This window comes from Desulfoluna sp. CLI2B (assembly GCF_056847375.1).
Window position 1 is genome coordinate 5,581,543 of sequence record NZ_CP186557.1, and the last position, 22,458, is coordinate 5,604,000.

Consider the following 22,458-nt stretch of genomic DNA (forward strand, 5'->3'; position numbering starts at 1 on the left):
GAAAGGAATATGCCAGTGATGCTCAAACGAAGTACGCGAGTCGGAGAACTCACCCCGGAAGAACGCGAATTGTTTACCCTGGTGGGCCGCGCCCCCCGGGTCAACCCCTTTGGGGAAGAGCGGATCGTCCTGGACCGGAAGATCGCCGGGGTCCCGGAATCCACCTCCCCGTCCCGCGCCGTGGAGGCGGCGGTGAAGCGTGTGGAGAGTAAAAACAGGGATCGCATGGAAAAAGAGAACCGCCTGGACCTTCGAATGTACAAAGGCGAAGATCGCAAGCTCCTTACCGGCGTGGTGACCTTTGTCTTTTTTTACCGATACAGAAAAGAGTTCGACCGCCTCATTAAGGCCCAGGCAAGGGCCGGAGAGCACCAGATCCGCGCCAGCTTCCTGCGGGAAGCCATCAGCGGCCTGGAGGCCGCAGGCCTGGATCGCGACGAAGCCATCCGAACCGTGGAGGGGTGCTACCAGCTCCGCCGCGCCTATCATTTTATCCACTACTCCCTGGTGGGGCCCAGCGAGTCCATGGTGGCCCTGCGCTACCGGCTCTGGAACAACGTCTTCACCCATGACATGGAGCTCTACAGCGGGATCCTCTGGAACCGCATGGAGGATTTTTCCACCCTGATATTAGGCGAAACCGGCCGCAGCAGGCAGGCGCACCCGCCGTGACGCTGCAGCACTTTTGACTACGACCGCAAACGGGGTTGCTTCAAGGAGAGCTTTACCCGCTCCTTTCTCTCCATCAACTTCAGGCTTCCGAAGCCCTCATCGAAAGCGAGCTCTTCGGCCACCGCAAAGGCTCCTTTACCGGCATCGACGACTTCCATGTCCCGGTGCAGCCCCTGGGGGGCCATCTTTTTGCGACAGTGGGGAGGTCTGTCCAGTCCCGTGCAGATCAAACTTCTCCAGGTGCTCCAGGAGCGCGTCTTCTCCCCGGTGGGGAGCCACAACGAGGTGCGCTTCAAAGGCCGGGTCATCGCAGCCACCAACAAGCCCGTGGAGCAGCTGAGGAGCGAAGGCCGGTTCAGGGATGATTTCTACTACCGCCTCTGCTCGGATGTCATCACCGTGCCTCCGCTGCGCCAGCGCATCGAAGAGGATAAGCGGGAGCTGGTGGACCTTGTGGAACTCCTCGTGGCCCGCACCGTGGGCAAGCGCTCAGCCAACCTCACGGACATGGTTCTGGACGTCATCGAAACCGACCTGCCCAAAGGCTACCCCTGGCCCGGCAATGTCCGGGAGCTGGAGCAGTGTATCCGGCGCGTCTTCCTCAACCGCAGCTACCACGGAGACGCCTCCCAGACCGCCCGCCACACCGGACAGGTCCCCGAAGGCTTCGGTGACCTGGAACGGGGCGAACTCTCTGCCCACGAACTCGTCACCGCCTACTGCCACATGCTCTACCAGAAATACGGCAAATTCGAAGAGGTGGCCCGGCGCACCAGCCTCGACCGCAGGACCGTTAAAAAGTACGTGGTGGAGTGGCAGGATCGGTTGGATGGGGAGGAGGAATGAGGCAGGGTATAGGAAAGTGATCAAATACAAAAAACTAAGGGTACCTATTCAGTTCAAAGAAGCCTTTCACGGCGGCCCTGCCGGGGGCCAAACTTTAAAAAGTTTGACAAACAGGTTTGAAGCAAGCCTTTTAAGCCTACACACCAGGAGGCAACTGAATCAACTTTTACAAAAATAAGTAGACAATTACTGAAGAATCGGCCAAAAAAAGGGTCGGTTCGGTCGCATTGGGCATCGATGAAACCTGATCCTTTTGTGGCCTGATGGGCGATGTATTGAGAAATAAGATATCCGTGCCGCAGGTGGTATCTGATATTGCAGGTGAAAGGAAAAGAGGGATGAGGTATATGAAGGCGGGCCTGGTGATGGCCCTTCGTTTTTACTCAGCGGGTGCGCATCCATTGTCAAACACGACATTCCGGTCACTGAGTGCCAGCCGGTGTCATTGAGTGCGGATGCCAGGGGGGACATGACGCGCGTTGGTGAACTGACGGACCACTGCGGGAGCGCAAGCGTCTCTATGCATGGGGTGACACTGAGCGGGATCGGAGTGGATGGCCACGGAATCTGAAATTAGCAGGGGCATAGCAGGCTTTTGCCGAGAACGGCTACTTCAATAGCGTCAAAGAGGTGCGGGACCCGGGGGACTTTCATATTCGCTTCGACGTGACCATGAACCCCAGCCCCAATGAAGCCAGCGGGTCCTACACTCTTGCCGGGTTTAGCTCCTTCTTCCCGTGTGGTACTCCCACAACTGCGAATGGGTGGCCACCTTGTATGAGCACGGGCAAAAGGCCGAATCCTTTTTCTCCCGGGAGGAGGTTACCCAGGTGTGGTGGCTCCCCCTGCTGCCCGTGGGCCTCTTCAAAAATCTTTCAACCGCAGAAAAAGAGATCTCCAAAAATTATATCAACTCCCTGGTGCTTGGACTCAAGGGCAAGGGATACCTTCCCGTAAAAAAAGAACCCACCCCCAATACTGTGGTGGCCGCTCCCGGAGTATCCGGGTAAAGAACCCGGCCGATCTGCCGGTGGGTTGGCTTTAAAAAAAAGTCTGTGAAAAGCGGTTTCGGCTCATTGCCGGAATCGCTTTTTTTTTGCTTTTTGCCAGTGACGGTGGCTATTCTTCTGGCGTTGGTCGTAGGAATAGTGGAATGCTTAATAACTGGTAACTATTCAGCTCCAAAAAACAGCCTCCGGCGGCAAGGTGTGCCACCTTGAAAGCAGATAGCGGATGTGATTTGCCCCTCGTTCCTCGGGTCAAATCACATCCGCATTTATAACGGCATTCATGTAACTATTCTTTATGACCTATTTGTTAAACTTTTTAAACGTTTAGCCCCCGGCAGGGCCGCCGGAGGCCTTTGTAATGCATGAAAGGCGGACGATATGACAATATCAAGGATCCAGGCCATGTACTTCAGCCCCACGGGCACAACCCGGCACGTGGTGTGCGGGCTGGCAACGGCCCTTGCAGAAAAGGTGCTCGGCAGCGCAGAGGTGGAACAGAAGGACTTTACCCTGCCGAGCGCAAGGAAAGACGTTGTCTCCTTTGGTCCCCAGGACCTTGTGGTCTTCGGGGTTCCGGTCTATGCCGGGCGGGTTTCCAATGTCCTGCTGAAATACCTGGATACCATCGAAGGCCGGGGGGCAAGGGTCGTGCCTGTGGTACTTTTCGGTAACCGGCACTACGACGATGCCCTTGTGGAGCTGGCCGATATCCTGGAGGCAAAGGGCTTTTCCATCCTTGCCGGAGGCGCTTTTGTGGGTGAGCACTCCTTTTCCAAAACCCTGGGAAAAGGACGCCCCGATGACAAGGACAATGCCCTCGTGGCCGACTTTGCGGACAAGATTGCAGCAAAGCTGTCAGGCCCTGACCCAGCCGCCCCGGTCCCCCTCAAGGGCCATCGCCCCTACCGGCCCTATTACAAGCCAAAAAATCCGGACGGGGTGCCCGTGGACATCCGAAAAGTCGTCCCCAAAACCAGCTCCGACTGCACCGATTGCAAGCTGTGCGTCACCGTCTGCCCCATGGGCTCCATCGATCCTGAGGACGTCTCGACCATCAACGGCATCTGCATCAAATGCGGGGCCTGCATCAAAGCATGTCCGGTTCAGGCCAAGTACTACGACGACGAGAACTACCTTCGGCATAAGCATGAGCTGGAGGTTGAATTTGCTGATCGTAAAGAGGCGGAGGTGTTTGTCTGAGGTGGAAGAACGATTAAAGGGCTAAAAAGCGTGCCTTCTATGGTTAAAGTCTGATGAATCACAGGGGCAAGAGAGCTCAGGAAAAAATAAAAGCAATGCCTCCGGCGGCGAGGTGTGCCACCTCGAAAGCAGGTTGCGAATGAGCTTTCCCCTTCGTTCCTCAGGGAAAATCACATTCGCTATTGACTCAAATTAAACCGAATCTGTTTTTAAAACCTGTTTATTAAACTTTTTAAAAGTTTAGCCCCCGGCAGGGCCGCCGGAGGCACCTTTAACCGCACTGCCTCCGGCGGGCAGAGGATACATCCCCAGCTCTCCAGGTTGCGAATGCTCTCACCCTTCGTTCCTCAGGGTGTTCACATTCGTTATGACCTATATAGCGAAAGGGCTCATCGGTGAGTCCATGCCTATTGGCGCCTGGCTGGGGGTAATTTTTTTGTGTCTTTCCTGTAGAAAATCGATACTGTAGAGAATCAACTATAAAGGCTGCCTGCATTTTTGAATAAGGTGGAAAAACGATATGCTGTGTCGCGGCTTTATTGAACAGGAGAGATACGATGAGTGCGTTTTTTGAAGAACTGGATTATCAGCAGACGGCCCTTGGTGAATTGATCCTAAGGCGGCGGCGAGCGCTGGAAATGGGCGGGCGTGAGGTATACGAGGTGAAACTCAATGAAGAGTTTTTGATGTCTTCTCTGTTTCATGACGCCGAAGTGGCGCTTACGGATCTGGGGCTGGCAGGCCTTGCAGGTGATGCATGGGATATCGTGGTCGGAGGCCTGGGCCTGGGGTACACAGCTGCAGCCGCATTGAAATACAGCCAGGTGGCCCGCATGACGGTGGTTGAGGCGCTGGCCCCGGTCATTGAATGGCACCAGCGGGAGTTGGTACCCAACGGCGCACTGCTCTCCAACGATGACAGGTGTCGCTACCTCAACGCAGACTTTTTCGCCCTTGCACGGGGCGATGGCTTTGATCCGGATGAGCCGGGGAACCAGTTTGACGCCATCCTTCTTGATATCGACCATACCCCGGATGCCCTGCTGAACCCGTCCCACGCAGACCTTTATTCCGTAGAGGGGCTGACGCGCCTCCGCACCTTCCTCAAGCCTGGCGGCATCTTTGCCATGTGGTCCAACGATGCCCCGGAGAAGGGATTTCTGGATACGTTAGCGAGTGTCTTCGATGAGGTCCACGGGCATGTGGTTGAGTTTGAGAATCCCATCCAGGGGAACACCGCTGAAAATGGGGTTTATGTCGGGAAAAAGTAACGTAACTATTCACTTTAAGCCTCCGGCGGCCCTGCCGGGGGCCAAGCTTTTGAAAAGCTTGATAAATAGGTTTTAAAACCCCTTTTAAAGGCGAGGGGTTGCGGGGCGGCTCACGGTGTGTACGTGATACCATTGTCCTCGCACCAGGCCACAGCAATCTCTTTGTGGGCTTCCCCTAAATAACGATACCAATCGTCTTCTATACCGTAGCGGCGGAGGTTGTCCCGAAACCTCCTGAAGGCACCTCTTTCCTGTAGACCGTTGCACATGGCCTCTCGAATGTTTTCCTGCGGGAGCGTTTGGCAGAATCGCTCCATGATCCGGTACTCGTGGATCTCAAACTTTGTGGGCAGGGCAATGTGGTCCTTCTGGGTGTCCAGAAATTCCCGGACCTCGTCAATGGCTTCTTGTTCCCAGGCCGGGTGGTCTGAGGTGTCTTCGCCGTCTTCCACAATGCAGATGTAATCTGTGTTTACCAGAATAAAGTCCCCGGTTTTTTTGTTAAAAAACGCTTCAAATTCCTCGGGCTGTAGTTCCAGCTGCTCGATGACGTCGCTCAGTTTAACAGGTAGAGTTATGGGGCTCCTTTTGGGCGTATGGTGAAAAGATTGCCTGTGGATTTGTGTTGGTTTTGGTGTCGTAGAGAATTGATTTTCGGGGTTGTGGTAATTTTGTCAAATGTGCGTGTTCGGTACGCTTGAAATAGTTGGCTGGACGATAACGTTCGGAGGGTCCACGGAACTCGCATGAAATCAAAAAACCGCTCTGTTTCAAGGCGGTTTTTGATTGTGTGAGGGAGTGCCTGGGGACGGTATGCGCCCCTTCTTGTCAGGGCAGGGTTCCGGTGGGATGGGACGGGCCTGGGCCCCTGGCAGGGCGACGGTGCGCAAGCCAGATGGGAGATCGCCTGAATCCGATATGGTAGACCGTATGCTGGACCATCAGCTGCTGGTCCCCGGCCTGGATGACCATGACCCCTTTTTCCGTGCCCACCAGTTGCCCGCGGCCTTCGGAGAGGCAGCGATTCACAAAGTCCATCTGGGCATTGATTTCATCCTGGGAGGGAAGCCTGTCTACCCGGGTTGGGCCCACCACGATACGCTCGATATGCGTGACTTCATCAAGACCAAATTTGCGTCCCATGGGGTGTGTGCCTCCTTGTCCCGCGTCATTCCGGAGAGGTTGATGGATTTAAAATCATGGTGCATGATTCCGTTGGGGGGCATGCAGGACGTCTCCCTTTGAAGGCTGCCGCATCAAGGGAAACGGGCAGCATGGCAAAAGGGGAGCGCAAGCGGTGGCGGTCCGGATTGGACCGCCACCGCCCCTTGTGTGTTCTCGCAGAGAACCGCTCTATTTGCTTTCGGTTTTGGCTTCTGTGACAGAGCGCGGTTCGCAGGCAGTGATGAGGTGATCCAGCACCCGCATGAGGCCTTCTGGGGGCTCGGACTGGCTGGCGTGAACATGCACCTCGTACTTGGCGCTGTTGTCTGTCTTGCGGGTGTTTTCACGGTGGGTACTGACCGATCCGCTGATTTTTACGGAAAAAGGTCCCCACCCCGCCTTGCCCGACAAAGAGGCGCTTGCGTCCGTTTGGGACGAGGACTCCGCGCTGGTCTTGACTTCCATGTTGAATTTGACATCCACTTCGTCGATTAACAGAGCGGGAATCGGTACGATGGAAAGCACCGGGGCTTTGATGTTCATGGTTTCGGACGTAATGGTTCCGTCGGGAAGGTTCACCGGCCGGGTGGCCTCGAAATCCACTGTGCGAGTCGTCAGCGAGTCGTCGCTACCGTTTTTAATCAGGCCCACCTCGTTGATGAATTGCGTTTCGGCCTTGGCCAGCTGCACCTGTGCGTTGCATGCCGCCTGAAGCGGCCCGCCGATGAGGGACTCCATGGGAAGTCCGCTGAATTGATTTGCCATGTCACCCATAACCAACCTCCTTGACTGATTGCGTTTATGTGTGTCCATCATCCAATCATCCAGACCCTCATCCCTTGCCCCCCTTATGTCTCCACAAACTTTGCAAGGCTCTGTTCGATGCGTGCCACCACCTCGGGGGGCTCCCCTCCTTCAAAGGTGATGCGTATTCTGGCGGTTTTCTTGTTACGCCCCCCAAAAAAGGAGCCGCCTCCGGCCACCTGAAGCCGCCGTTTCATCCGATCCACCATGGCCCGTTTGGACTTTCGGCTTGCCAGCCTCAGGCTCATCTTCTTTTTTTCCCACTCCTCCTCGCTTAAGGGAGCTGTGGCCTCTTCGGCGTCGGGGTCCTCTTCCGTGATATCAAGGCTGCCGATGGGGACTTCCATTTCCACTTCAAGCTCTTTAAGAACAATGGAATTCTGAGGCACCAGGGTGATCTTGGGGACGTCCACCGACACCATGGCCGGGGCGATTTCGTTGCCGTTGTCGTCGAGTTTTCCTGCCTCGGGGTGGGGGTTGGGGAGCTTCAGAGGAATGGTGACGGGTTCCCCGGTGTCCGTGAAATACTCTGCGATTTGCCGTGCATGCTGAGTTTCAGCGACTTCCTGGGCCTCAACCACCGCATACTGGATCGCCTCAAGCAATTCATTGATCGAAAATCCTTTTGCCATGGTGTCTCCTTGCGTAGAAGCAGACCAACTCGAGGTGTCAGGTCATGACGAAGCCAAGCCAGCTGCTGCCATGATTACGGGTCGTTGCCATGTGTCGGATGGTTCGGGAGGTGAAAAAAGGATGGAGCGAAAAAACGCTGTTTCAGGGTCGTGGGTATCCGCACGTTTGCGGTCGTATCTTGTTACCCAATATACCACCGTCGCTGATCAGGTCCAAGCAAAACGCGCTCTTAGGGGAAAGAACGCGTTTACGCTTCGGCGCTATTTTATGGTCTTATTCAAAGTAGTTTCGGATGAAGTCGTGGCCCTTCACGTTCTGGGCCTTCAGTTGTGCCTTGGTGGTGATGGTAAACTCTCCAGGGGCCCCAGACTGGTTTCCAAAATAGATTTTGTAAAGATTATACAGGTAACTTCCGTACTTCAAGGCGTTTTGGTCCGATGCATTTTGATGGATTTCGTCCACATAGCCGTCTTTGTATGCATCCCCCGGTGTGAAAATCCCCTTGTCGCTGGCCTCTTTGTAGGCTGCCTTGAGCTCTTCGTAAATGGAGGAGAGGCCGGGGTCTGTGAGGAGAGAGTAGTAGACGCACAGGTACATCATTTCGAGTTTTGTATTGGATAACCCCACATCGGTGGAGGAGGGAAGCGTCTCGTCCGTGCCCCCGTTGTCGGCGAAAATGGCTTCAAGAGGGAGCAGTTTGGTGTAATAGCTGATATCCCCTTCCACTTCGGCTTCATCTTTCACCACAAGCAATTTGGCATGGGAGGCGAAAAGCCCGTTTTTGATTTGGCTGTCCAAGGTGGAAAGAACGTGTCGAACGTCTGTGACGACACGATCATACTGAGCTTTGCTTATGGTTTTGGAACCGTATACGGCTATCATGTCGGAACTTTGTTCAAGAATATAGTCGAAATGCGCGGCTTTGTCCGGGTCCACCACCGACTTGGAGTCGTTGTCGTCGCAGGCGGCAAAGGCCAGCGGGATGAGGAGAAAAGCAAGGAGGAGTCAGTTATTTTCATAGGAATACTCCGTGTGGGGGGCTGAAGCATTAAGGGGGGTAAGCTAACCTTGAATGTCCATGGTTTTACCTAAATCGGGGCATTCAAGGGCTGTCCTGGTGCCAGGCTTTTTATCTCCGTTTGGGTATGAAACCAGTGAGCTATGTCGATGTTTTTTGCTTAACATAAATTTAAATTATTATGTATTTCATAGTTACAATCTTATTTTGTTGTTATTTAAAAATACTATAGGTTTGTTTCCGAGGTGGGCCACCGGGAAACTGGGAAAAAGATCAAGGGGAGCATACAAAAATAAATGTTGAGGATGGTGTCGGGGTTGTTTCGGCAAAGGCCAAGGGCGTTTACTGATTTTTTTCTGGTGTCATAGTTTTCGGCTATGCTTCACATATTGAAACGGTATTTTACTTTCTCAGAAGCTCCGTTGATAATGGCTTTAAAAACACGTTAACCCTTTGTAAACGTAATTGAAAAAAGGATAAGCTATGAAACCTCTTGTCATTGTGACGGGCGCAAGCTCTGGTATCGGTGCGGCAACCGCACGCCATTTTTCTGCCCTTGGGCATCCCCTTCTCCTGGTGGCACGTCGCGTTGATCGCCTCAAGGCCCTGGATCTTCCCAACACCCTGTGTGAGGCCGTGGATGTAACGGATCTGGACGCCTTGAAGAAGGCCGTGGAAAAGGCAGAAGCACAGTACGGTCCCTGTGATTGCCTGGTGAACAACGCCGGTGTGATGCTCCTGGGCCAGGCAGATGTTCAGGACCCTGCAGAGTGGAAAACCATGTTCGATGTGAACGTGATGGGACTTTTGAACGGGATTCACGTGATTCTCAAGGGCATGAAGGAGAGAAATTCCGGCACGGTCATCAACATCAGCTCCGTGGCAGGCCGCAAGACCTTCCCCAATCACGCCGTGTACTGCGGAACCAAATTTGCCGTGCATGCCATGACGGAAAACATTCGGGAAGAAGTGGCCTCAAGCAATGTCCGCATGACCACCATCGCGCCGGGTGCGGTCGAAACCGAGCTGCTGGGCCACACCACCTCCGAGGAGATTGTCGACGGCTACCAGAGCTGGAAAGAGGAGATGGGAGGGGTCTTGTCCGCCGACGACATCGCCCGGTCCATTGGCTTTGCCTATGCCCAGCCCCAGTCCGTGTGCATTCGGGAAATTGTTATTGCCACGACCAAGCAGGAGCCCTGATCCATGGACCTTCGCTTGGTGCGCTACTTTATCGCCGTGTACGAGGAGAAGAGTATCACCGGGGCGTCCCGGCGGTGCAACATCTCTCAGCCCTCTTTGTCCACGGCGATCAAACAGTTTGAGGAAACTCTGGGCGTTACCTTTTTCCAGCGCCACAAAAAAGGGGTGCGCCTTACCGATGCGGCCCATCATCTCTACCCGTCTGCCAAGAAGCTGGTTCGGGACGCCGCTGAGATAGCCTCCCTTTTTTCAAAAGGCGGGGCGCCCCTGAAGGTGAGGCTGGGGCTCTTTCCGGACCTGAGCCCCACCCATCTCAAGGCTGTGTTGTCCCACGCGCGCCAATCGATACCCGGTATCCAGCCGGAGATCGTGGACCATGATGCCGAAGCTGACGGACGCATTACTCTGGACGTCTTTAAACGGGAGGATGAGCTGTTTATCCCCTTGTGGGAAGAGGATTACAGGGTCTGTATGCCCGAGGGGCATCCCCTGGAACAAGAGAGCCTCATCACCTCCGAGTTGCTTCACACCTATCCCTTTGTGGAATGCCCACCCTGTGAGGCCCATCAGCAGACCATGGGTATCCTTGCAGGGGAGGGCATCAGCCTGAATATCGCCTGCAGGGCCGAGCACAAGGGGCAGGTTCTCCACCTGATCCAGGCTGGCTTCGGGATCTCTTTTTTGCCGGACGGCGTGGCCGAATATGGTCGCCAGATCGTGACCCGTCCCTTTGACGGGCCCCGGATGTTCCGGCGTATCGGCCTGTGTTACTCCGCAGGCCGTGATACCGCTCCGGTTATCCGCCAACTGGCCGACAGCCTTGCAAGATGATGGAAAGGCCGATTAGTCTTCGGCTTCTTCGTGCTGCGTTTCGATGAAAAACCAACCCAGCGCTCTTTCCAGGGCGCTGTTAAAGAACACCCAATTGTGTTCCCCGCCCCACGCCTCAAAGGAAAAATCAAGGTCCAGCCTTTTCATTTCGCCTTCAAATCGTTTGTTCTCCTGATACATGGGATCCTGGGCGCCGCATGCGGCGTAGATCCGTGGTGTGGTCCCTCGTTGGGCCGCCGCTGCGGCCAGGGCAAGGATATCGTGCTCCGGCTTCCAGGTGAGGTCGGGGCCAAAGGCGGCCTCGAAATCGTTGAGGAGCTGGCGACCGTAAGTTTTCTCCAAATAAGGCCGGTTGGCAGGGTCTCTCTGGGCATCCAGACCTTCCTTGAGAAAGAGGCAGGGAGAGGAGAACGCCGCGCGGGCGTAGGTATCCAGGTCCTTCAGGGCACATTTTAGCGCACCGTACCCGCCCATGGAGGTGCCCATGACATAGGTCTCCTCGCGGCGTGATGATATCTGAAACACCGAGGCGCAGACGGCAGGCAGCTCCTGCGTGATGTAGCGGAAGAACTGCTGGCCGTAGGCCATGTCCGTGTAAAAGCTTCGCGCCACCTCCGGCATGACAAAGACGCAGTCGAACCGCTCCGCGTACACCGGCAGCATGGAATAATGGAGCCAGTCGTCGTTTCTGCCGCAGAGCCCATGGAGCAGGTAGACCACGCTGTGGTTACCCGTTGTGAGAGAGCTGTTGGGAACCAGAACGGACAATCCCGTTTCCATCTCAAGGGTCTGTGAATAAAAGGAACCTTTTAAAATCATGGGCGTGTGTCCTGTTTGTTCAAGGCGTCATAAACCCGTTCAGTTTGCCTTCAAAAGTCAAAGCCAGTTCAAAAAACCAGGGGATACATCCCTTGGACCCCAGGTTCGGGAATGCTCTTTCGCCTTCGTTTCCAGGCTTCGCCTGGGAGCGAGAAAAAGCGATGACTTCTATGGTTAAAGAGCATGGAAAAATCTGCCTCCGGCGGCGAGGTGAGGCACCTCGAAAGCAGGTTGCGAATCAGTAGTGTCCGGTTAGCTTTTTGCATTAAATTAATCGTAACTATTCAGCCCACCATCGTTCTTGAAGGCCGCTTGTCATGTCTTACGTTCCGGGAACCGAGGACCGTAGGGTGTGCTTGCGCACCATTTGCCTGAAAGACCGCCACCCATCGTCATATCCAAGCAATACGCGGCCTCTGTCACCTCGGCTTCGGTGGGAGATACTGTGCTTCGATGGTGCGCAAGCGCACCCTACGTTTCAACTCGGGTCTTCATCATAGAAAAGGATGTATAGTGGTCAAAAAAAAACGGTCAAAAAAGCGTAAAAAGCCACGTGCAAAGACCTAACCGGACATCACTGGTTGCGAATGCGCTTTACCCCTCATTCTTCGGGGAAAATCACATTCGCCTTTGATATGGATTGGCCTGAATCTGTTTTTAAAAACCTGTTTGTCAAACTTTTCAAAAGTTTGGCCCCCGGCAGGGCCGCCGGAGGCTTTTTTTATCCTTCTTTATTCCGCCCAGTATCCCACAACACGCGCGCAGATCCGCAGGGCTTTATCCATGTCCTGAAGGCTGACCCATTCCATGGGGCCGTGGGGGTTCTGCATGCCGCAGAAGATGTTGGGGGTGGGGATTCCTTTTTCGGTCATGAGGGAGCCGTCCGTGCCGCCCCTGAAGGCGAGCATGTTGGGGATGAACCCTTCATCGACGTAGGCTTTCTTGGCGATGTCGGCCGGTCGCATGTCGTTTTCCAACCAGTAGCGCATGTTGCGGTATTCGGGTCGGATGCTGCAGGTGATGCGGGCGCGGGGCTCGGTTTTGGCCACCAGGGCGCAAGTCTCCTGCAGGAGGGTGGCCTGCTCTTCAAGGCCATCCAGCTCAAAGTCCCGGAGGTTGAGTTTCAGGGTGACTTCGGCTGCGTTGCCGGAGATGCTTTCGGTAAAGATGAACCCTTCCCGGCCTTCGGTGGACTCGGGGCTCAGGCGGTGCTTGGGCAGGAGTTCGATGATCTTGGAGGCGAGGTAGAGGGCGTTGACCAGGCGGTCTTTGGCGCAGCAGGTGTGGATGGAGACGCCCTTGATGTTGATCTCGGCCTGGTCGGCGGAGAAGGTCTCGGCCACAAGGTCGCCGGGATTTTCTCCGTCCAGGGTGTAGGCAAAGTCGGCGTGGATGTCTTCCATGAGGGCGTCGCTGACGCCCCGGCCGATCTCTTCGTCCGGGGTAAAGCAGATGCGCACATCGCCCCGGGGGATCTCCGGGTGTTCGTTCAAATAGTCGATGAGGCCCATGATGATGGCAATGCCCGCCTTGTCGTCAGCCCCCAAAAGGGTTGTGCCGCTTGCCGTGACGATGTCTTCGCCTTTTTTGCCGTTCAGGTGCGGGTTCTCATCCGGGGCGATGACCACGGCCGGGTCATCGGGCAGCACGATGGTGGTGCCGTCCCAGTTGTGATGCACGATGGGTTTGACCCCTTTGGCGTGGAAGGAGGGGGCGGTGTCCACATGGGCCACAAAGGCGATGGTGGGGATTTTTTTGTCTTTTACATTGCCCGGAAGGGTGCCGAACACGGCGCCGTAGTCCGTAAGATAGGCGTCTTCGATGCCCACGTTTTTCAGCTCTTCCACCATCATCCGGGAGAGGTCGAGCTGGCAGGCCGTGCTGGGAGCAGTGGGGGAGGTTGAGTCGCTCTGGGTGTCGACTTTGCAGTATCGGACAAATCGTTCTTCAAGTGTGTTGATGCGTGCTTCAGACATGGTGTCTCCTTTGATTCGATGCATAGAGAAAGGGACAAAAAACGTGCCTCCGGCGGCAAGGTGAGTCACCTTGAAAGCGGTTTGCCGCAGCACTTTGCCCCTCGTTCCTCGGGTCAAATCACTGCGGCCTCTTTCATAAAAAGTGGGCATCTATTTTTTGCGCGAGTCCTTACACATGCAATGGCGGGCTGATTCGATCATGCCACGGGAAAGGCTGGGATGAAAAGGGGGAGCTGGCGAGTCGTTTGTTGTAACGGCAGGAGCATAGCGATTCCACGCCCGGTCACCGATGGTTTTAACGAATACCCAATTGCGTGGTCCTCGTTTCACTGGTGTCATTCTATGGGCTTTCAGGGAGCAGGCACTTGTCCCCTTCCTAAAAAGACCGGAAATTCTCTGTAACTATTCAGTTTATGCCTCCGGCGGCCCTGCCGGGGGCTAAACTTTCAAAAAGTCTAACAAACAGGTTTTTATAAGCAGTTTCAGGCCAATTTGCCTTGTGGCGCGAGCTCAATGGTTAAACTCTTGAGCCAAACGTTTGCAGGTGCGGCAAATGTTGACGCGTTTTTGGTCCGTCATCGCAATGCCGCACGGGAGTGCGGCGCTCCAAAGCGTTAAAGTTGTCTTCGGGCGGAGCCCGCGGCGAACGCCCCTGCGCTTTTCCCTGAGGAACGAAGGGGAAAGCGCAGGGGCAATCAGCTTTCGAGGTGGCTCACCTCGCCGCCGGAGGCAGGCTTTTGGCTTTTTCCTTACACTGCCTTGGCTTCACCCTGCACCTGGTCCGCCATGACCTGTTCGGCCAGGTGGCAGGCCACGAAGTGTCCGGGGGACACCTCGTTGAGGGCCGGGGTTTCGCTGGTGCAGGCGCCGATCTTCTCGTAGTAGCAGCGGCCCGCAAAGCGGCAACCCGGGGGTGGGTTGATGGGGCTGGGCACGTCGCCTTCGAGGATGATCCGTTCCCGGTCGAGGTTGGGCTTGGGAATGGTGATGGCCGAAAGGAGCGCCTTGGTGTAGGCGTGGACCGGTGCGTTGAAAATGGTCTTGTAGTCGGCCATCTCCACGATGCGGCCCAGGTACATCACGGCGATGCGATCAGAGACGTGATGGACCACGGAGAGGTCGTGGGAGATGAAGAGATAGGTGAGGCCCATCTCTTTCTGGAGGGTGTCCAGAAGGTTTAGGACCTGGGCCTGGATGCAGACGTCCAGGGCGGACACCGGCTCGTCCAGGACGAGGAACTCGGGGTTCAGGGCCAGGGCCCGTGCAATGCCCACGCGCTGGCGGCGGCCGCCGTCAAGCTCGTGGGGGTAGGCGTTGGCGAGCCGAGAGCCAAGCCCCACGATGTCCATGAGCTTGGCCACGCGCTTGGTGCGGTCTGCGCCGGAGCCGAGGCCTTTGACGTCTAAGGGCTCGGAGATGATCTCCGAGACCGAGAGGCGCGGGTTGAGGCTGGAGTAGGGGTCCTGGAAGACCATCTGCATCTTGGCGCGCATGGCCTTCATCTCTTTTTTGGGCAGGGGCAGGATGTCGCTGCCGTTGAAGAGGACCTCCCCGGAGGAGGGCTCCAGGAGCCGGATGACGGCCCGGCCCGTGGTGGACTTGCCGCAGCCGGACTCGCCCACGAGGCCCAGGGTCTCCCCTTTGTTGATGTCGAAGGTGACATCATCCACGGCGTGGAGGGGGCCTTTTTTGGTGTCAAAGTACTTTTTCAGGTTTTTGACCTGGATAAACGGGGCGCTCATGCGTCACCTCCTTCCAGGAAGCAGGCCACCATGTGGCCGTCTTCGCGGACGACGGGTTGCGGGATCTCGGTGCTGCAGCGGGGCATGGCCTTGTCGCACCGGGGGTGAAAGGGGCACCCTTTGGGCATGTCCGTGGGGTCCGGGGGAAGGCCCGGGATCACGGCCAGGCTCTCGCGCTCCTCTTCCACGTTGGGGATGGAGGCAAACAGCCCCTGTGTGTAGGGGTGGCTGGGGTCGGCGTAGAGCAGCTCGGTGGTGGCCTCTTCCACGATGCGGCCCGCGTACATGATGGCCACCCGGTCGCAGGTCTCGGCAACGATGCCCAGGTCGTGGGTGATCATGATCATGGCGGTGTCGAATTTTTTCTTCAGGGCCTTCATGAGCTCCAGCACCTGGGCCTGGATGGTGACGTCCAGGGCCGTGGTGGGCTCGTCGGCGATGAGCAGGGCCGGGTTGCACGCCAGGGCAATGGCGATGATGACCCGCTGTTTCATGCCTCCGCTGAACTGGTGGGGGTACTCCCCGGCACGGTCGGGCTGGATGCCCACGGTCTCCAGCATGGCAAGGGCCCGCTTCAGGGCCTCTTCCTTGGAGACCTTGTTGTGCAGGGCGATCATCTCGGCCACCTGCTCATCCACGGGGATGATGGGGTTCAGAGAGGTCATGGGGTCCTGGAAGATCATGGCGATCTTGCCGCCCCGGATCTTGCGCATGTCGGCCTCGGAGGTCTTGGTGAGGTCCTGGCCCTCAAAGAGGATTTCCCCTCCGGTGATGCGGCCGGGAGGGTCGGCAATGAGCTGCATGACGGACAGGGCCATGGTGGTCTTGCCTGCGCCGGTCTCTCCCACGAGCCCTAAGGTTTCGCCCTTGTCGATGGCGAGGTGAAAGTCGGAGATGGCTTTCACCGCACCGTTGTCGGTGCTGTACCGGACGCTTAAGTCCCGGATGGATAGCAAAGGTGTGTCGGACATATATCGTGACTCCAAATCAGAGCTGGTTTCAAACTTAGTTCTTGAGTTTCGGGTCCAGGGCGTCCCTAAGGCCGTCGCCCAGGAAGTTGAGGCCCAGGATGGTGATCATGATGGCCAGGCCGGGGAAGACGGTCATGTAGGGGTAGTCCCGGATGAACTCGCGTCCGCCGGAGAGCATGGCGCCCCACTCAGGTGTGGGGGGCTCCAGGCCGAGGCCGATGAAGCTTAAGCCCGCTGCAATGAGAATGGCAAAGGCCACGCCCAGGGTGGCCTGGACGATGATGGGTGCCATGCAGTTGGGCAGGATGTGGCGACAGATGATGCGCAGGTCGCTGGATCCTACGGAGACGGCAGCCTCCACAAACTCCTGGTCCCGGATAGAGAGCACCGAAGCCCGGACAAGGCGGGCGTACTGCGGAATGGCTGCGATGCCCACGGCCAGCATGAGGTTTAAGAGGCCCGGCCCCAGGGAAGCGGCCACGGAGATGGCCAGCAGCAGCTGGGGAATGGAGAGCAGGATGTCCATAAGGCGCATGAGGATGTTGTCGGTGCGGCCTCCGTAGTATCCGGCCACGGCGCCGATGAAGCCCCCGGCCATGACAGAAAATCCCACGGCCACGAAGCCCACCTGCAGGGAGATGCGGCTGCCGTAGATGATGCGGCTGAAGATGTCCCGTCCAAACTCGTCGGTGCCGAACCAGTGGGCGGCAGAGGGCCCTTCCAGGGTGGCGAAGAGGTCCTGCTCGTCAAAGGGAAAGGGGGCGATGACATTGGCAAAGAGGGCCGTGAGCAGCAGGGCAAAGAGGATAAAAAGGCCCATCATGGCCATGCGGTTTTTTTTGAGGCGGCCGAAGACCTGGCCCCAGAGAGAATTTTTCTTGGTCTGCACGGAGGCTCCTTTACGTGTACTGGGATTTGATACGGGGGTCGAGCCAGGCGTAGAGCAGGTCCACTCCCAGGTTCACCAGGCAGAAGGCCAGGGCAATGAAGAGAACGCCTCCCTGGACCATGGGGTAATCCCTCATTTCAATGGAGCTCACCATGAGGCGTCCCAGCCCCGGGATGGAGAAGATGATTTCGGTTAAGACCGCTCCGCCCAGGAGGATGCCGAACTGGATACCGGCGATGGTGACAACCGGGACCAGTGCGTTGGGCAGGGCGTGCTTGCGGATCACCACGCTCTCTTTTTGGCCCTTGGAGCGGGCCGTGCGGATGTAGTCCTGGCGAACCACTTCCAGCATGCTGGAGCGGGTCATTCGGGTGATGATGGCAACACTCTGGAGGCCCAGGGTCACGGCGGGCATGATCATGGCGGCAAGGGAGTCAAAACCCGATGGCGGCAGCCAGGCGAGTTTTACCGTAAAGAGCAGTATTAATAGAAGCCCCAGCCAAAACACTGGCATGGAGATGCCGATGAGGGCAAAGAGGGTGACGATGTTGTCGAAGATGGAGTACTGCTTCACGGCCGTGACAATGCCGCAGGGAATCCCCACGAGAAGGGCGATGCCCATGGCAAGTGCCGAGAGCTTCAAGGTGATGGGAAAGGCCGTCATCAGCTCGTCCCACACGGGGCGCTTGGTGATGTAGGAACGGCCAATGTCCCCGTGCACCACGGCTTTGTAGACATAGCGTCCGAATTGAAAGAGAAAGGGGTCGTCAAGGCCCATCTCCGCCCTCAGGTTGTCCACATCCTCCTGGGGCGCCTGCTCCCCCAACACCATACGGGCCGGATCGCCGGGCGTGACGTACATCATGACAAAAACAATAAAGACAACGCCAAGGATCACGGGGATCAGCATGGCGCATCGTCTCAAAATATAGCCGAGCAATTCGACCTCCTTCGTTTAAAAAAAACGCCTCCGGCGGGTCGCTTTTTTGAAAAAAAGCTCCGCAAAAAACTTTTGGTTGCCGCCTTGCTTTTCCCTTTGTTTCTCAGGGAAAAGCAAGGCGGCCCTCCAAAGTGACTCTTCAGAAGGCCTTTTCCTGAAAATGGACATGTTCGTAACTATTCAGCTCAAAAAAAACAGCCTAACGGCGTGTTGCCGCCCTTGAAAGCAGGTTGCGGATGCGTTTTGCCCCTCGTTTCTCGGGTCAAATCACATCCGCCTTTAAAGTAAAAATTCACTCAAAAAGATTTTTTAAAACCTGTTTGTTAAACTTTCTAAAAGTTTAGCCCCCGGCAGGGCCGCCGGAGGCATAAGCTGAATAGTTACCATGTTTCTTACAAAAAAGCGTGGGTGCAGCCTGGCACCACATGGTGTGCAAGCTGCACCCTGAAGAGCATGCTTCTTTCTGCTTACTTCTTCATTTTTACTTCGTAGAGGGCGTGGAAGCCGTAGGGGCTGGGGGTGAACCCTTCCAGATAGTTCTGCATGCCGTAGGCGATCTTCTTGTTGGCCAGGAAGACCCAGGGCGCTTTTTCACGGAGCTTGTCCTGGATGTCGAAGTAGAGGGCCTTACGCTCGGCACCGTCGGGGGTGATGCGGGCCTTGTCCAGCAGGGCGTCCACCTCAGCATCGCCGAAGGCTGCAAAGTTGTTGCCGCCGATCTGCGAGGAGTGAAAGGTGGGGAATACGGCCATGTCCGGGTCAGGGGTCTGGCAGGTCCAGCCCACGATGAAGAGCTCGTGTTTGTTGTCCTTCAGACCCTGGAGGTAGGCACCCCACTCCAGAACCTGGATCTTGACGGTGACGCCGATCTTTTTGAGCTGGGCCTGGATGATGGTGGCCATGTCCACGCGCACCTTCTTGGAGTTGGTCCAGAGGGTGGTGGTCAGGCCGTTGGGGTAACCGGCTTCGGCAAGGAGCTTTTTGGCCTTTTTGATGTCGGTCTTGGAGGGCTGAAGGTCGTTGTTGGAGTACTTGACGTTGGGAGCGATGGGACCGTATGCGGGGAAGGCGTTGCCACGGAACACGGCTTTGACGCTGCCGGGGATGTTGATGGCAAGGGTCAGGGCCTGACGGAGCTTTTCATTGTCGTAAGGGGCCTTGCTGCAGTTGAAGCCCATGTAGGTGGTGGCGGTGTCCACCAGGGTGAGGAGCTCCAGGTTTTTGTTGGCCTTTACGCGGGAGACGTCCAGGGAAGAGACCTCAAAGGAGATGTCCACATCGCCGCTCTCCAGCTCGATGGTGCGGTTGGATGCCTCGGGGATCACGCGCAGGACCATCTTGGGGAACTCGGGCTTGGTGCCGTGGTAGGCTTCGAAGCGCTCAAGCTCCATGCGGTCACCTTTTTTCCAGGAGGCAAGCTTGTAGGGGCCGGTGCCCACGGGCTTGAAGCCGTAGTCGTCGCCGGCTGCTTCCACTGCTTTCTGGTTGATGATGACACCACCGCCGAAGTGGGTGAGGGCGGCCAGGAAGGAGCTCATGGCCTCCTTGGTCTTCACTTCAAAGGTGAGGTCGTCGATTTTTTTGAAGCCTGCGGGGTCGATGACACCCAGGATGTGGCGGACAGAAGCGCCTCTTTCGTAGGCACGCTTTAGGCTGTAGAGGGCATCGTCTGCGGTGAGGGTCTCGCCGTTGTGGAATGTGACCCCTTTTTTCAGGGTGAAGCGATAGGTCTTACCGTCAACGCGGTCGATTTTTTCGGCCAGGGAGGGAATCACGTTTCCTTCGGCGTCGATGGCCACCAGGGTCTCATAGATCTGGCGCATGGCGTTGGACGAGGCCACGTCGTTGGTCATATAGGGATCAAGGGTTTTTGCGTCGTAGGTGGTGGCGACAACAAGGGTATCGGGGTGCTTGGACGTACGGGCAAGGGCGTTGGGCGCTGCAATCAGACAGGCGAGCAGGGCCACCAGGCCGCCCTTGGCCAGACGGCTGAACGAGAGCGTTCGATTCATTGAAAACCTCCAGTGATTATAAAAAATAAGATGAACTTTGATTCTCATTAATAGGTAGGCCCTGTCAATTTTTTTGTCTGATTTTACGTCCATGGAATTTAAATCAACTAATTTGACTGATAAAATAATACGGCTTGGCCGTTTTGCCCGGTATATCGGAATGTTGTCCGATAAGCCGGAAAACCGATTAAGAAAGAGACATGCCTGTGTGTGAGGGAAGCGTTTCGTGGGCTTTCCCAAGGGCGACGACCCGTATCAAATATTAGGCAATAGGGGATGTATCAATGGGTTGTGTGGTGGTATGGGTGTGTGTGGTAGGGGGACAATGAGCATGAAAATGGGCTGACAGGTTGCATGGCGGCTGGTACACTTTCCCCCGATGGGCGCTGCGGTGCAGTGGCCGGATCAAGGAGTGTCAGGACAGACGGGGGGTGGGCAACCACGAGCCCGGCCGTGGCGCCGGGACAACACCAAAAGGAGGATCAGATGATCAAGCATGTCGTCGCATTTCGAATAAACAAGGACCTGAGCGCAGAGGACAAAAACGACGCGATGCATAAAATGAAAACCCTTCTGGAGGCCCTTCCTCCGAAGATAGCCGAGCTGGAGACCGTGGAGGTGGGCATCAACTTCAACCCCACGGAAGCGGCTTTTGACGTGGTTCTCACCACCACCCATGTCAGCAAAGAGGCCCTGAGCGTCTACGCGGGCCATCCCGAGCACCTGGAGGTTCTGGCCTATATCCGATCTGTCATTTCCGACAGGGTGGTGGTGGATTACGAAGTGTCATAAAAAATCTAAAGCAGATGTTTTCGAATAATATATTAATGGCCGTGATTGATCCTTCGCTGGATCGATTACGGCTTTTTTTGTCTAAAATGTACAATTTATTGAACGAGGTGTGATTCATCATGTTGAACAACAGGTATTCATCCACGATAGTGGTCGTGGAAAAACAGTGTGTAAGGGCCGTGCTTCTGCTGTGGAAAGTGAAGATATTTCTTTGTTCTGTGTAAGTCTCTGAATTTTAATAATTATTGATATTTTGATTGAACCGATCTGTTTTTTACCAATAGTGGAACACAACGTGCAAAATGAATAAGCAACCCCCAAGTTTTCGCGATTCGTGTACCAAAGGCTCAGCTCTTCTTTTTGCATCCGACTCTATCGGTCAAGTGTCCGTTTTAGACATGGGGCATCATGTTCTACTAAAAACAGGAGTCGGCTATGAAATATTTGATGGTTTTTACCTGTGTGCTGAGTATCATGGGTTGTGCGTCTACCTCGGAATGGAAAGTGAACACGGTGGAGCTGGAGCGTGAGGTATCAAACACCCTCCAGCTTTATCCCTCCCAGACAGATTACAGCATCCTGATCGTTCCGGACAGAGAGGCCGTGTCCAAGGAGCACAACCGTATCTTCGGACGCCCCACGAAGGTGCCCGCCTTTTATGCTGCCGTGGAGAATCTTATCGTGATCCCCATGGAGTGTGAGATCCGCATCCTGCGCCATGAAATCGGCCACGCCGTGGTGAGGGCCTACTTCAATGAGCCGATCCCCAGCTGGCTCCATGAGGAGCTTGCCCGGAAAGCGGAATCACCTGCTCCGGAGTCGTAAAAAAAGGTGCATGCCCTTACGGGTTGATAAACCGCTCCACTCCGGCCATGAGAAAGGTCACCGCGTCGTCACCTACCTTGAGGATATCCGCCTTGTCATCGTTCCAGAAGAGATAGTTGTAAGCCACTCGTTCGTAGATACCGACGATGCTGACGGCCATGACGTCCGCCGACTCCGGGTCGGTGAGGGGCCGGTCCATGTTTTCCGCCATGAATAGAATCGCTTTGCGCACATCCTCGGTGAGCTGGGTAAAGCCTTTTTTCCTGGCTTTTTCCACGGCCTGGCTGTGTCCCACCGCTTCCCGGAAGAGGAGGGTGACCTTTTCAGGGTGAGGAATGCAGAAACCTTTAAAGAAGGAGATCCCGGCCCGCCTGAACCCGTCCAGGGTGCCGTCGGAGTTGGTGAACTCCGAGCCCACCAGTTTCCTGAGTTCATAAGAGATCTCTTCGGTGAGGCGGATGAGAAGGGCCTCTTTGTTTTTGAAGTAGAAGTAAACCGTGCCCACGGACACTTCGGCGGCGTTGGCGATTTCATTGGCGCTGGTTTTGTGAAAGCCCTTTGCCACAAAGAGATTTAAAGCCGCATCAAGAATGGTGCGCTCCCGGTGGGCTTTTTCCCGCCTGCGCCTGGCCGTTGAGGGTTTTTCTTGTCTGGTGGTGTCCGTGTTTTCCTGCATCAAGCTCTCCAAAGTCTGTATTTCCGCGCAATCCATCCACATTCCATAGCAAACCCCACAACGCGGGCCAAGGCAAAGTATGGGTGGTTCTCGGTCCACTTTGCGTAACGCGAGCCGCCAGCGTGCATAGTACGTTAAGCGGTGCGCACGGCGTAGGCGTATCC

At 55.9% G+C, this 22,458-nt stretch carries 23 protein-coding genes and 1 pseudogene; 11 read left to right on the top strand and 13 right to left on the bottom strand.

The annotated features are described in order from the left end of the window. The first annotated feature begins 18 nt into the window (after nucleotides 1-18). From ACOYW2_RS25900 to ACOYW2_RS25925, 6 genes and pseudogenes are all read left to right on the top strand, one after another. On the top strand, nucleotides 19-672 hold the full coding sequence (locus ACOYW2_RS25900; protein WP_482420582.1) for a hypothetical protein: 654 nt from the start codon (nucleotides 19-21) through the stop codon (nucleotides 670-672). 35 nt (nucleotides 673-707) lie between these two features. Beyond that, a pseudogene (locus tag ACOYW2_RS25905) lies at nucleotides 708-782 on the top strand (hypothetical protein); the annotation flags it as partial. Between the two features lie 109 nt (nucleotides 783-891). Further along, on the top strand, nucleotides 892-1,518 hold the full coding sequence (locus ACOYW2_RS25910) for a sigma 54-interacting transcriptional regulator (protein ID WP_482420583.1): 627 nt from the start codon (nucleotides 892-894) through the stop codon (nucleotides 1,516-1,518). A 773-nt stretch (nucleotides 1,519-2,291) separates the two neighbouring features. After that, the gene (locus tag ACOYW2_RS25915) at nucleotides 2,292-2,528 is read left to right on the top strand and encodes a hypothetical protein (protein WP_482768442.1); all 237 of its coding nucleotides are present in this window, start codon (nucleotides 2,292-2,294) and stop codon (nucleotides 2,526-2,528) included. A 378-nt stretch (nucleotides 2,529-2,906) separates the two neighbouring features. Beyond that, nucleotides 2,907-3,728, top strand: a complete 822-nt coding sequence (locus ACOYW2_RS25920; RefSeq protein WP_482768443.1) for a 4Fe-4S binding protein — start codon at nucleotides 2,907-2,909, stop codon at nucleotides 3,726-3,728. A gap of 557 nt (nucleotides 3,729-4,285) precedes the next feature. Then, on the top strand, nucleotides 4,286-4,999 hold the full coding sequence (locus ACOYW2_RS25925) for a polyamine aminopropyltransferase (RefSeq protein WP_482768444.1): 714 nt from the start codon (nucleotides 4,286-4,288) through the stop codon (nucleotides 4,997-4,999). A 110-nt stretch (nucleotides 5,000-5,109) separates the two neighbouring features. On the opposite strand, the gene ACOYW2_RS25930 is transcribed toward ACOYW2_RS25925, so the two are convergent. From ACOYW2_RS25930 to ACOYW2_RS25950, 5 genes are all read right to left on the bottom strand, one after another. Next, nucleotides 5,110-5,451 carry a UPF0158 family protein gene (locus tag ACOYW2_RS25930; protein ID WP_482768445.1) on the bottom strand — a complete coding sequence of 114 codons (342 nt, stop codon included), beginning with the start codon at nucleotides 5,449-5,451 and terminating at the stop codon, nucleotides 5,110-5,112. Nucleotides 5,452-5,827: 376 nt separating this feature from the next. Further along, entirely contained in the window at nucleotides 5,828-6,142 is a 315-nt protein-coding gene (locus tag ACOYW2_RS25935) for a hypothetical protein (RefSeq protein ID WP_482768446.1), read from the bottom strand. Nucleotides 6,143-6,352: 210 nt separating this feature from the next. Next, a complete protein-coding gene (locus tag ACOYW2_RS25940) occupies nucleotides 6,353-6,937 on the bottom strand; it encodes a DUF2589 domain-containing protein (protein WP_482418682.1) in 585 nt (194 codons plus the stop codon). A 74-nt stretch (nucleotides 6,938-7,011) separates the two neighbouring features. Continuing rightward, nucleotides 7,012-7,599 carry a DUF2589 domain-containing protein gene (locus tag ACOYW2_RS25945; RefSeq protein WP_482418683.1) on the bottom strand — a complete coding sequence of 196 codons (588 nt, stop codon included), beginning with the start codon at nucleotides 7,597-7,599 and terminating at the stop codon, nucleotides 7,012-7,014. A gap of 274 nt (nucleotides 7,600-7,873) precedes the next feature. Further along, complete coding sequence (locus ACOYW2_RS25950; RefSeq protein ID WP_482768447.1) at nucleotides 7,874-8,347, bottom strand: hypothetical protein; 474 nt, start codon at nucleotides 8,345-8,347, stop codon at nucleotides 7,874-7,876. 12 nt (nucleotides 8,348-8,359) lie between these two features. Here ACOYW2_RS25950 and ACOYW2_RS25955 point away from each other — a divergent pair, with 12 nt between their 5' ends. From ACOYW2_RS25955 to ACOYW2_RS25965, 3 genes are all read left to right on the top strand, one after another. After that, on the top strand, nucleotides 8,360-8,644 hold the full coding sequence (locus tag ACOYW2_RS25955) for a hypothetical protein (protein ID WP_482768448.1): 285 nt from the start codon (nucleotides 8,360-8,362) through the stop codon (nucleotides 8,642-8,644). 457 nt (nucleotides 8,645-9,101) lie between these two features. Beyond that, nucleotides 9,102-9,821: an SDR family oxidoreductase gene (locus tag ACOYW2_RS25960; protein ID WP_482768449.1), complete on the top strand. Its 720-nt coding sequence runs from the start codon at nucleotides 9,102-9,104 to the stop codon at nucleotides 9,819-9,821. A 3-nt stretch (nucleotides 9,822-9,824) separates the two neighbouring features. Beyond that, on the top strand, nucleotides 9,825-10,652 hold the full coding sequence (locus tag ACOYW2_RS25965) for a LysR family transcriptional regulator (protein ID WP_482768450.1): 828 nt from the start codon (nucleotides 9,825-9,827) through the stop codon (nucleotides 10,650-10,652). Between the two features lie 12 nt (nucleotides 10,653-10,664). Here the strand turns inward: ACOYW2_RS25965 and ACOYW2_RS25970 are convergent, their stop codons facing one another. From ACOYW2_RS25970 to ACOYW2_RS26000, 7 genes are all read right to left on the bottom strand, one after another. Further along, nucleotides 10,665-11,471: an alpha/beta hydrolase gene (locus tag ACOYW2_RS25970; protein ID WP_482768451.1), complete on the bottom strand. Its 807-nt coding sequence runs from the start codon at nucleotides 11,469-11,471 to the stop codon at nucleotides 10,665-10,667. A 731-nt stretch (nucleotides 11,472-12,202) separates the two neighbouring features. Then, on the bottom strand, nucleotides 12,203-13,447 hold the full coding sequence (pepT, locus tag ACOYW2_RS25975) for a peptidase T (RefSeq protein ID WP_482768452.1): 1,245 nt from the start codon (nucleotides 13,445-13,447) through the stop codon (nucleotides 12,203-12,205). A 749-nt stretch (nucleotides 13,448-14,196) separates the two neighbouring features. Then, a complete protein-coding gene (locus tag ACOYW2_RS25980) occupies nucleotides 14,197-15,189 on the bottom strand; it encodes an ABC transporter ATP-binding protein (RefSeq protein ID WP_482768453.1) in 993 nt (330 codons plus the stop codon). Further along, complete coding sequence (locus tag ACOYW2_RS25985; protein WP_482768454.1) at nucleotides 15,186-16,160, bottom strand: ABC transporter ATP-binding protein; 975 nt, start codon at nucleotides 16,158-16,160, stop codon at nucleotides 15,186-15,188. Before ACOYW2_RS25985 ends, ACOYW2_RS25980 begins: the two co-directional genes overlap by 4 nt. A 34-nt stretch (nucleotides 16,161-16,194) precedes the next feature. Continuing rightward, complete coding sequence (locus ACOYW2_RS25990; protein ID WP_482768455.1) at nucleotides 16,195-17,049, bottom strand: ABC transporter permease; 855 nt, start codon at nucleotides 17,047-17,049, stop codon at nucleotides 16,195-16,197. Between the two features lie 10 nt (nucleotides 17,050-17,059). Next, nucleotides 17,060-17,989, bottom strand: coding sequence for a nickel ABC transporter permease (gene nikB, locus ACOYW2_RS25995; protein WP_180138452.1), 930 nt, complete (start codon nucleotides 17,987-17,989; stop codon nucleotides 17,060-17,062). Between the two features lie 467 nt (nucleotides 17,990-18,456). Continuing rightward, nucleotides 18,457-20,001, bottom strand: coding sequence for an ABC transporter substrate-binding protein (locus tag ACOYW2_RS26000; protein WP_482768456.1), 1,545 nt, complete (start codon nucleotides 19,999-20,001; stop codon nucleotides 18,457-18,459). A gap of 486 nt (nucleotides 20,002-20,487) precedes the next feature. Here ACOYW2_RS26000 and ACOYW2_RS26005 point away from each other — a divergent pair, with 486 nt between their 5' ends. Next, on the top strand, nucleotides 20,488-20,793 hold the full coding sequence (locus tag ACOYW2_RS26005) for a Dabb family protein (protein WP_482768457.1): 306 nt from the start codon (nucleotides 20,488-20,490) through the stop codon (nucleotides 20,791-20,793). A gap of 435 nt (nucleotides 20,794-21,228) precedes the next feature. Further along, on the top strand, nucleotides 21,229-21,618 hold the full coding sequence (locus ACOYW2_RS26010) for a hypothetical protein (protein ID WP_482768458.1): 390 nt from the start codon (nucleotides 21,229-21,231) through the stop codon (nucleotides 21,616-21,618). 16 nt (nucleotides 21,619-21,634) lie between these two features. On the opposite strand, the gene ACOYW2_RS26015 is transcribed toward ACOYW2_RS26010, so the two are convergent. Beyond that, nucleotides 21,635-22,294 (bottom strand): TetR/AcrR family transcriptional regulator, encoded by a 660-nt coding sequence (locus tag ACOYW2_RS26015; protein WP_482768459.1) that lies wholly within the window; start codon nucleotides 22,292-22,294, stop codon nucleotides 21,635-21,637. Between the last annotated feature and the right edge of the window lie 164 nt (nucleotides 22,295-22,458).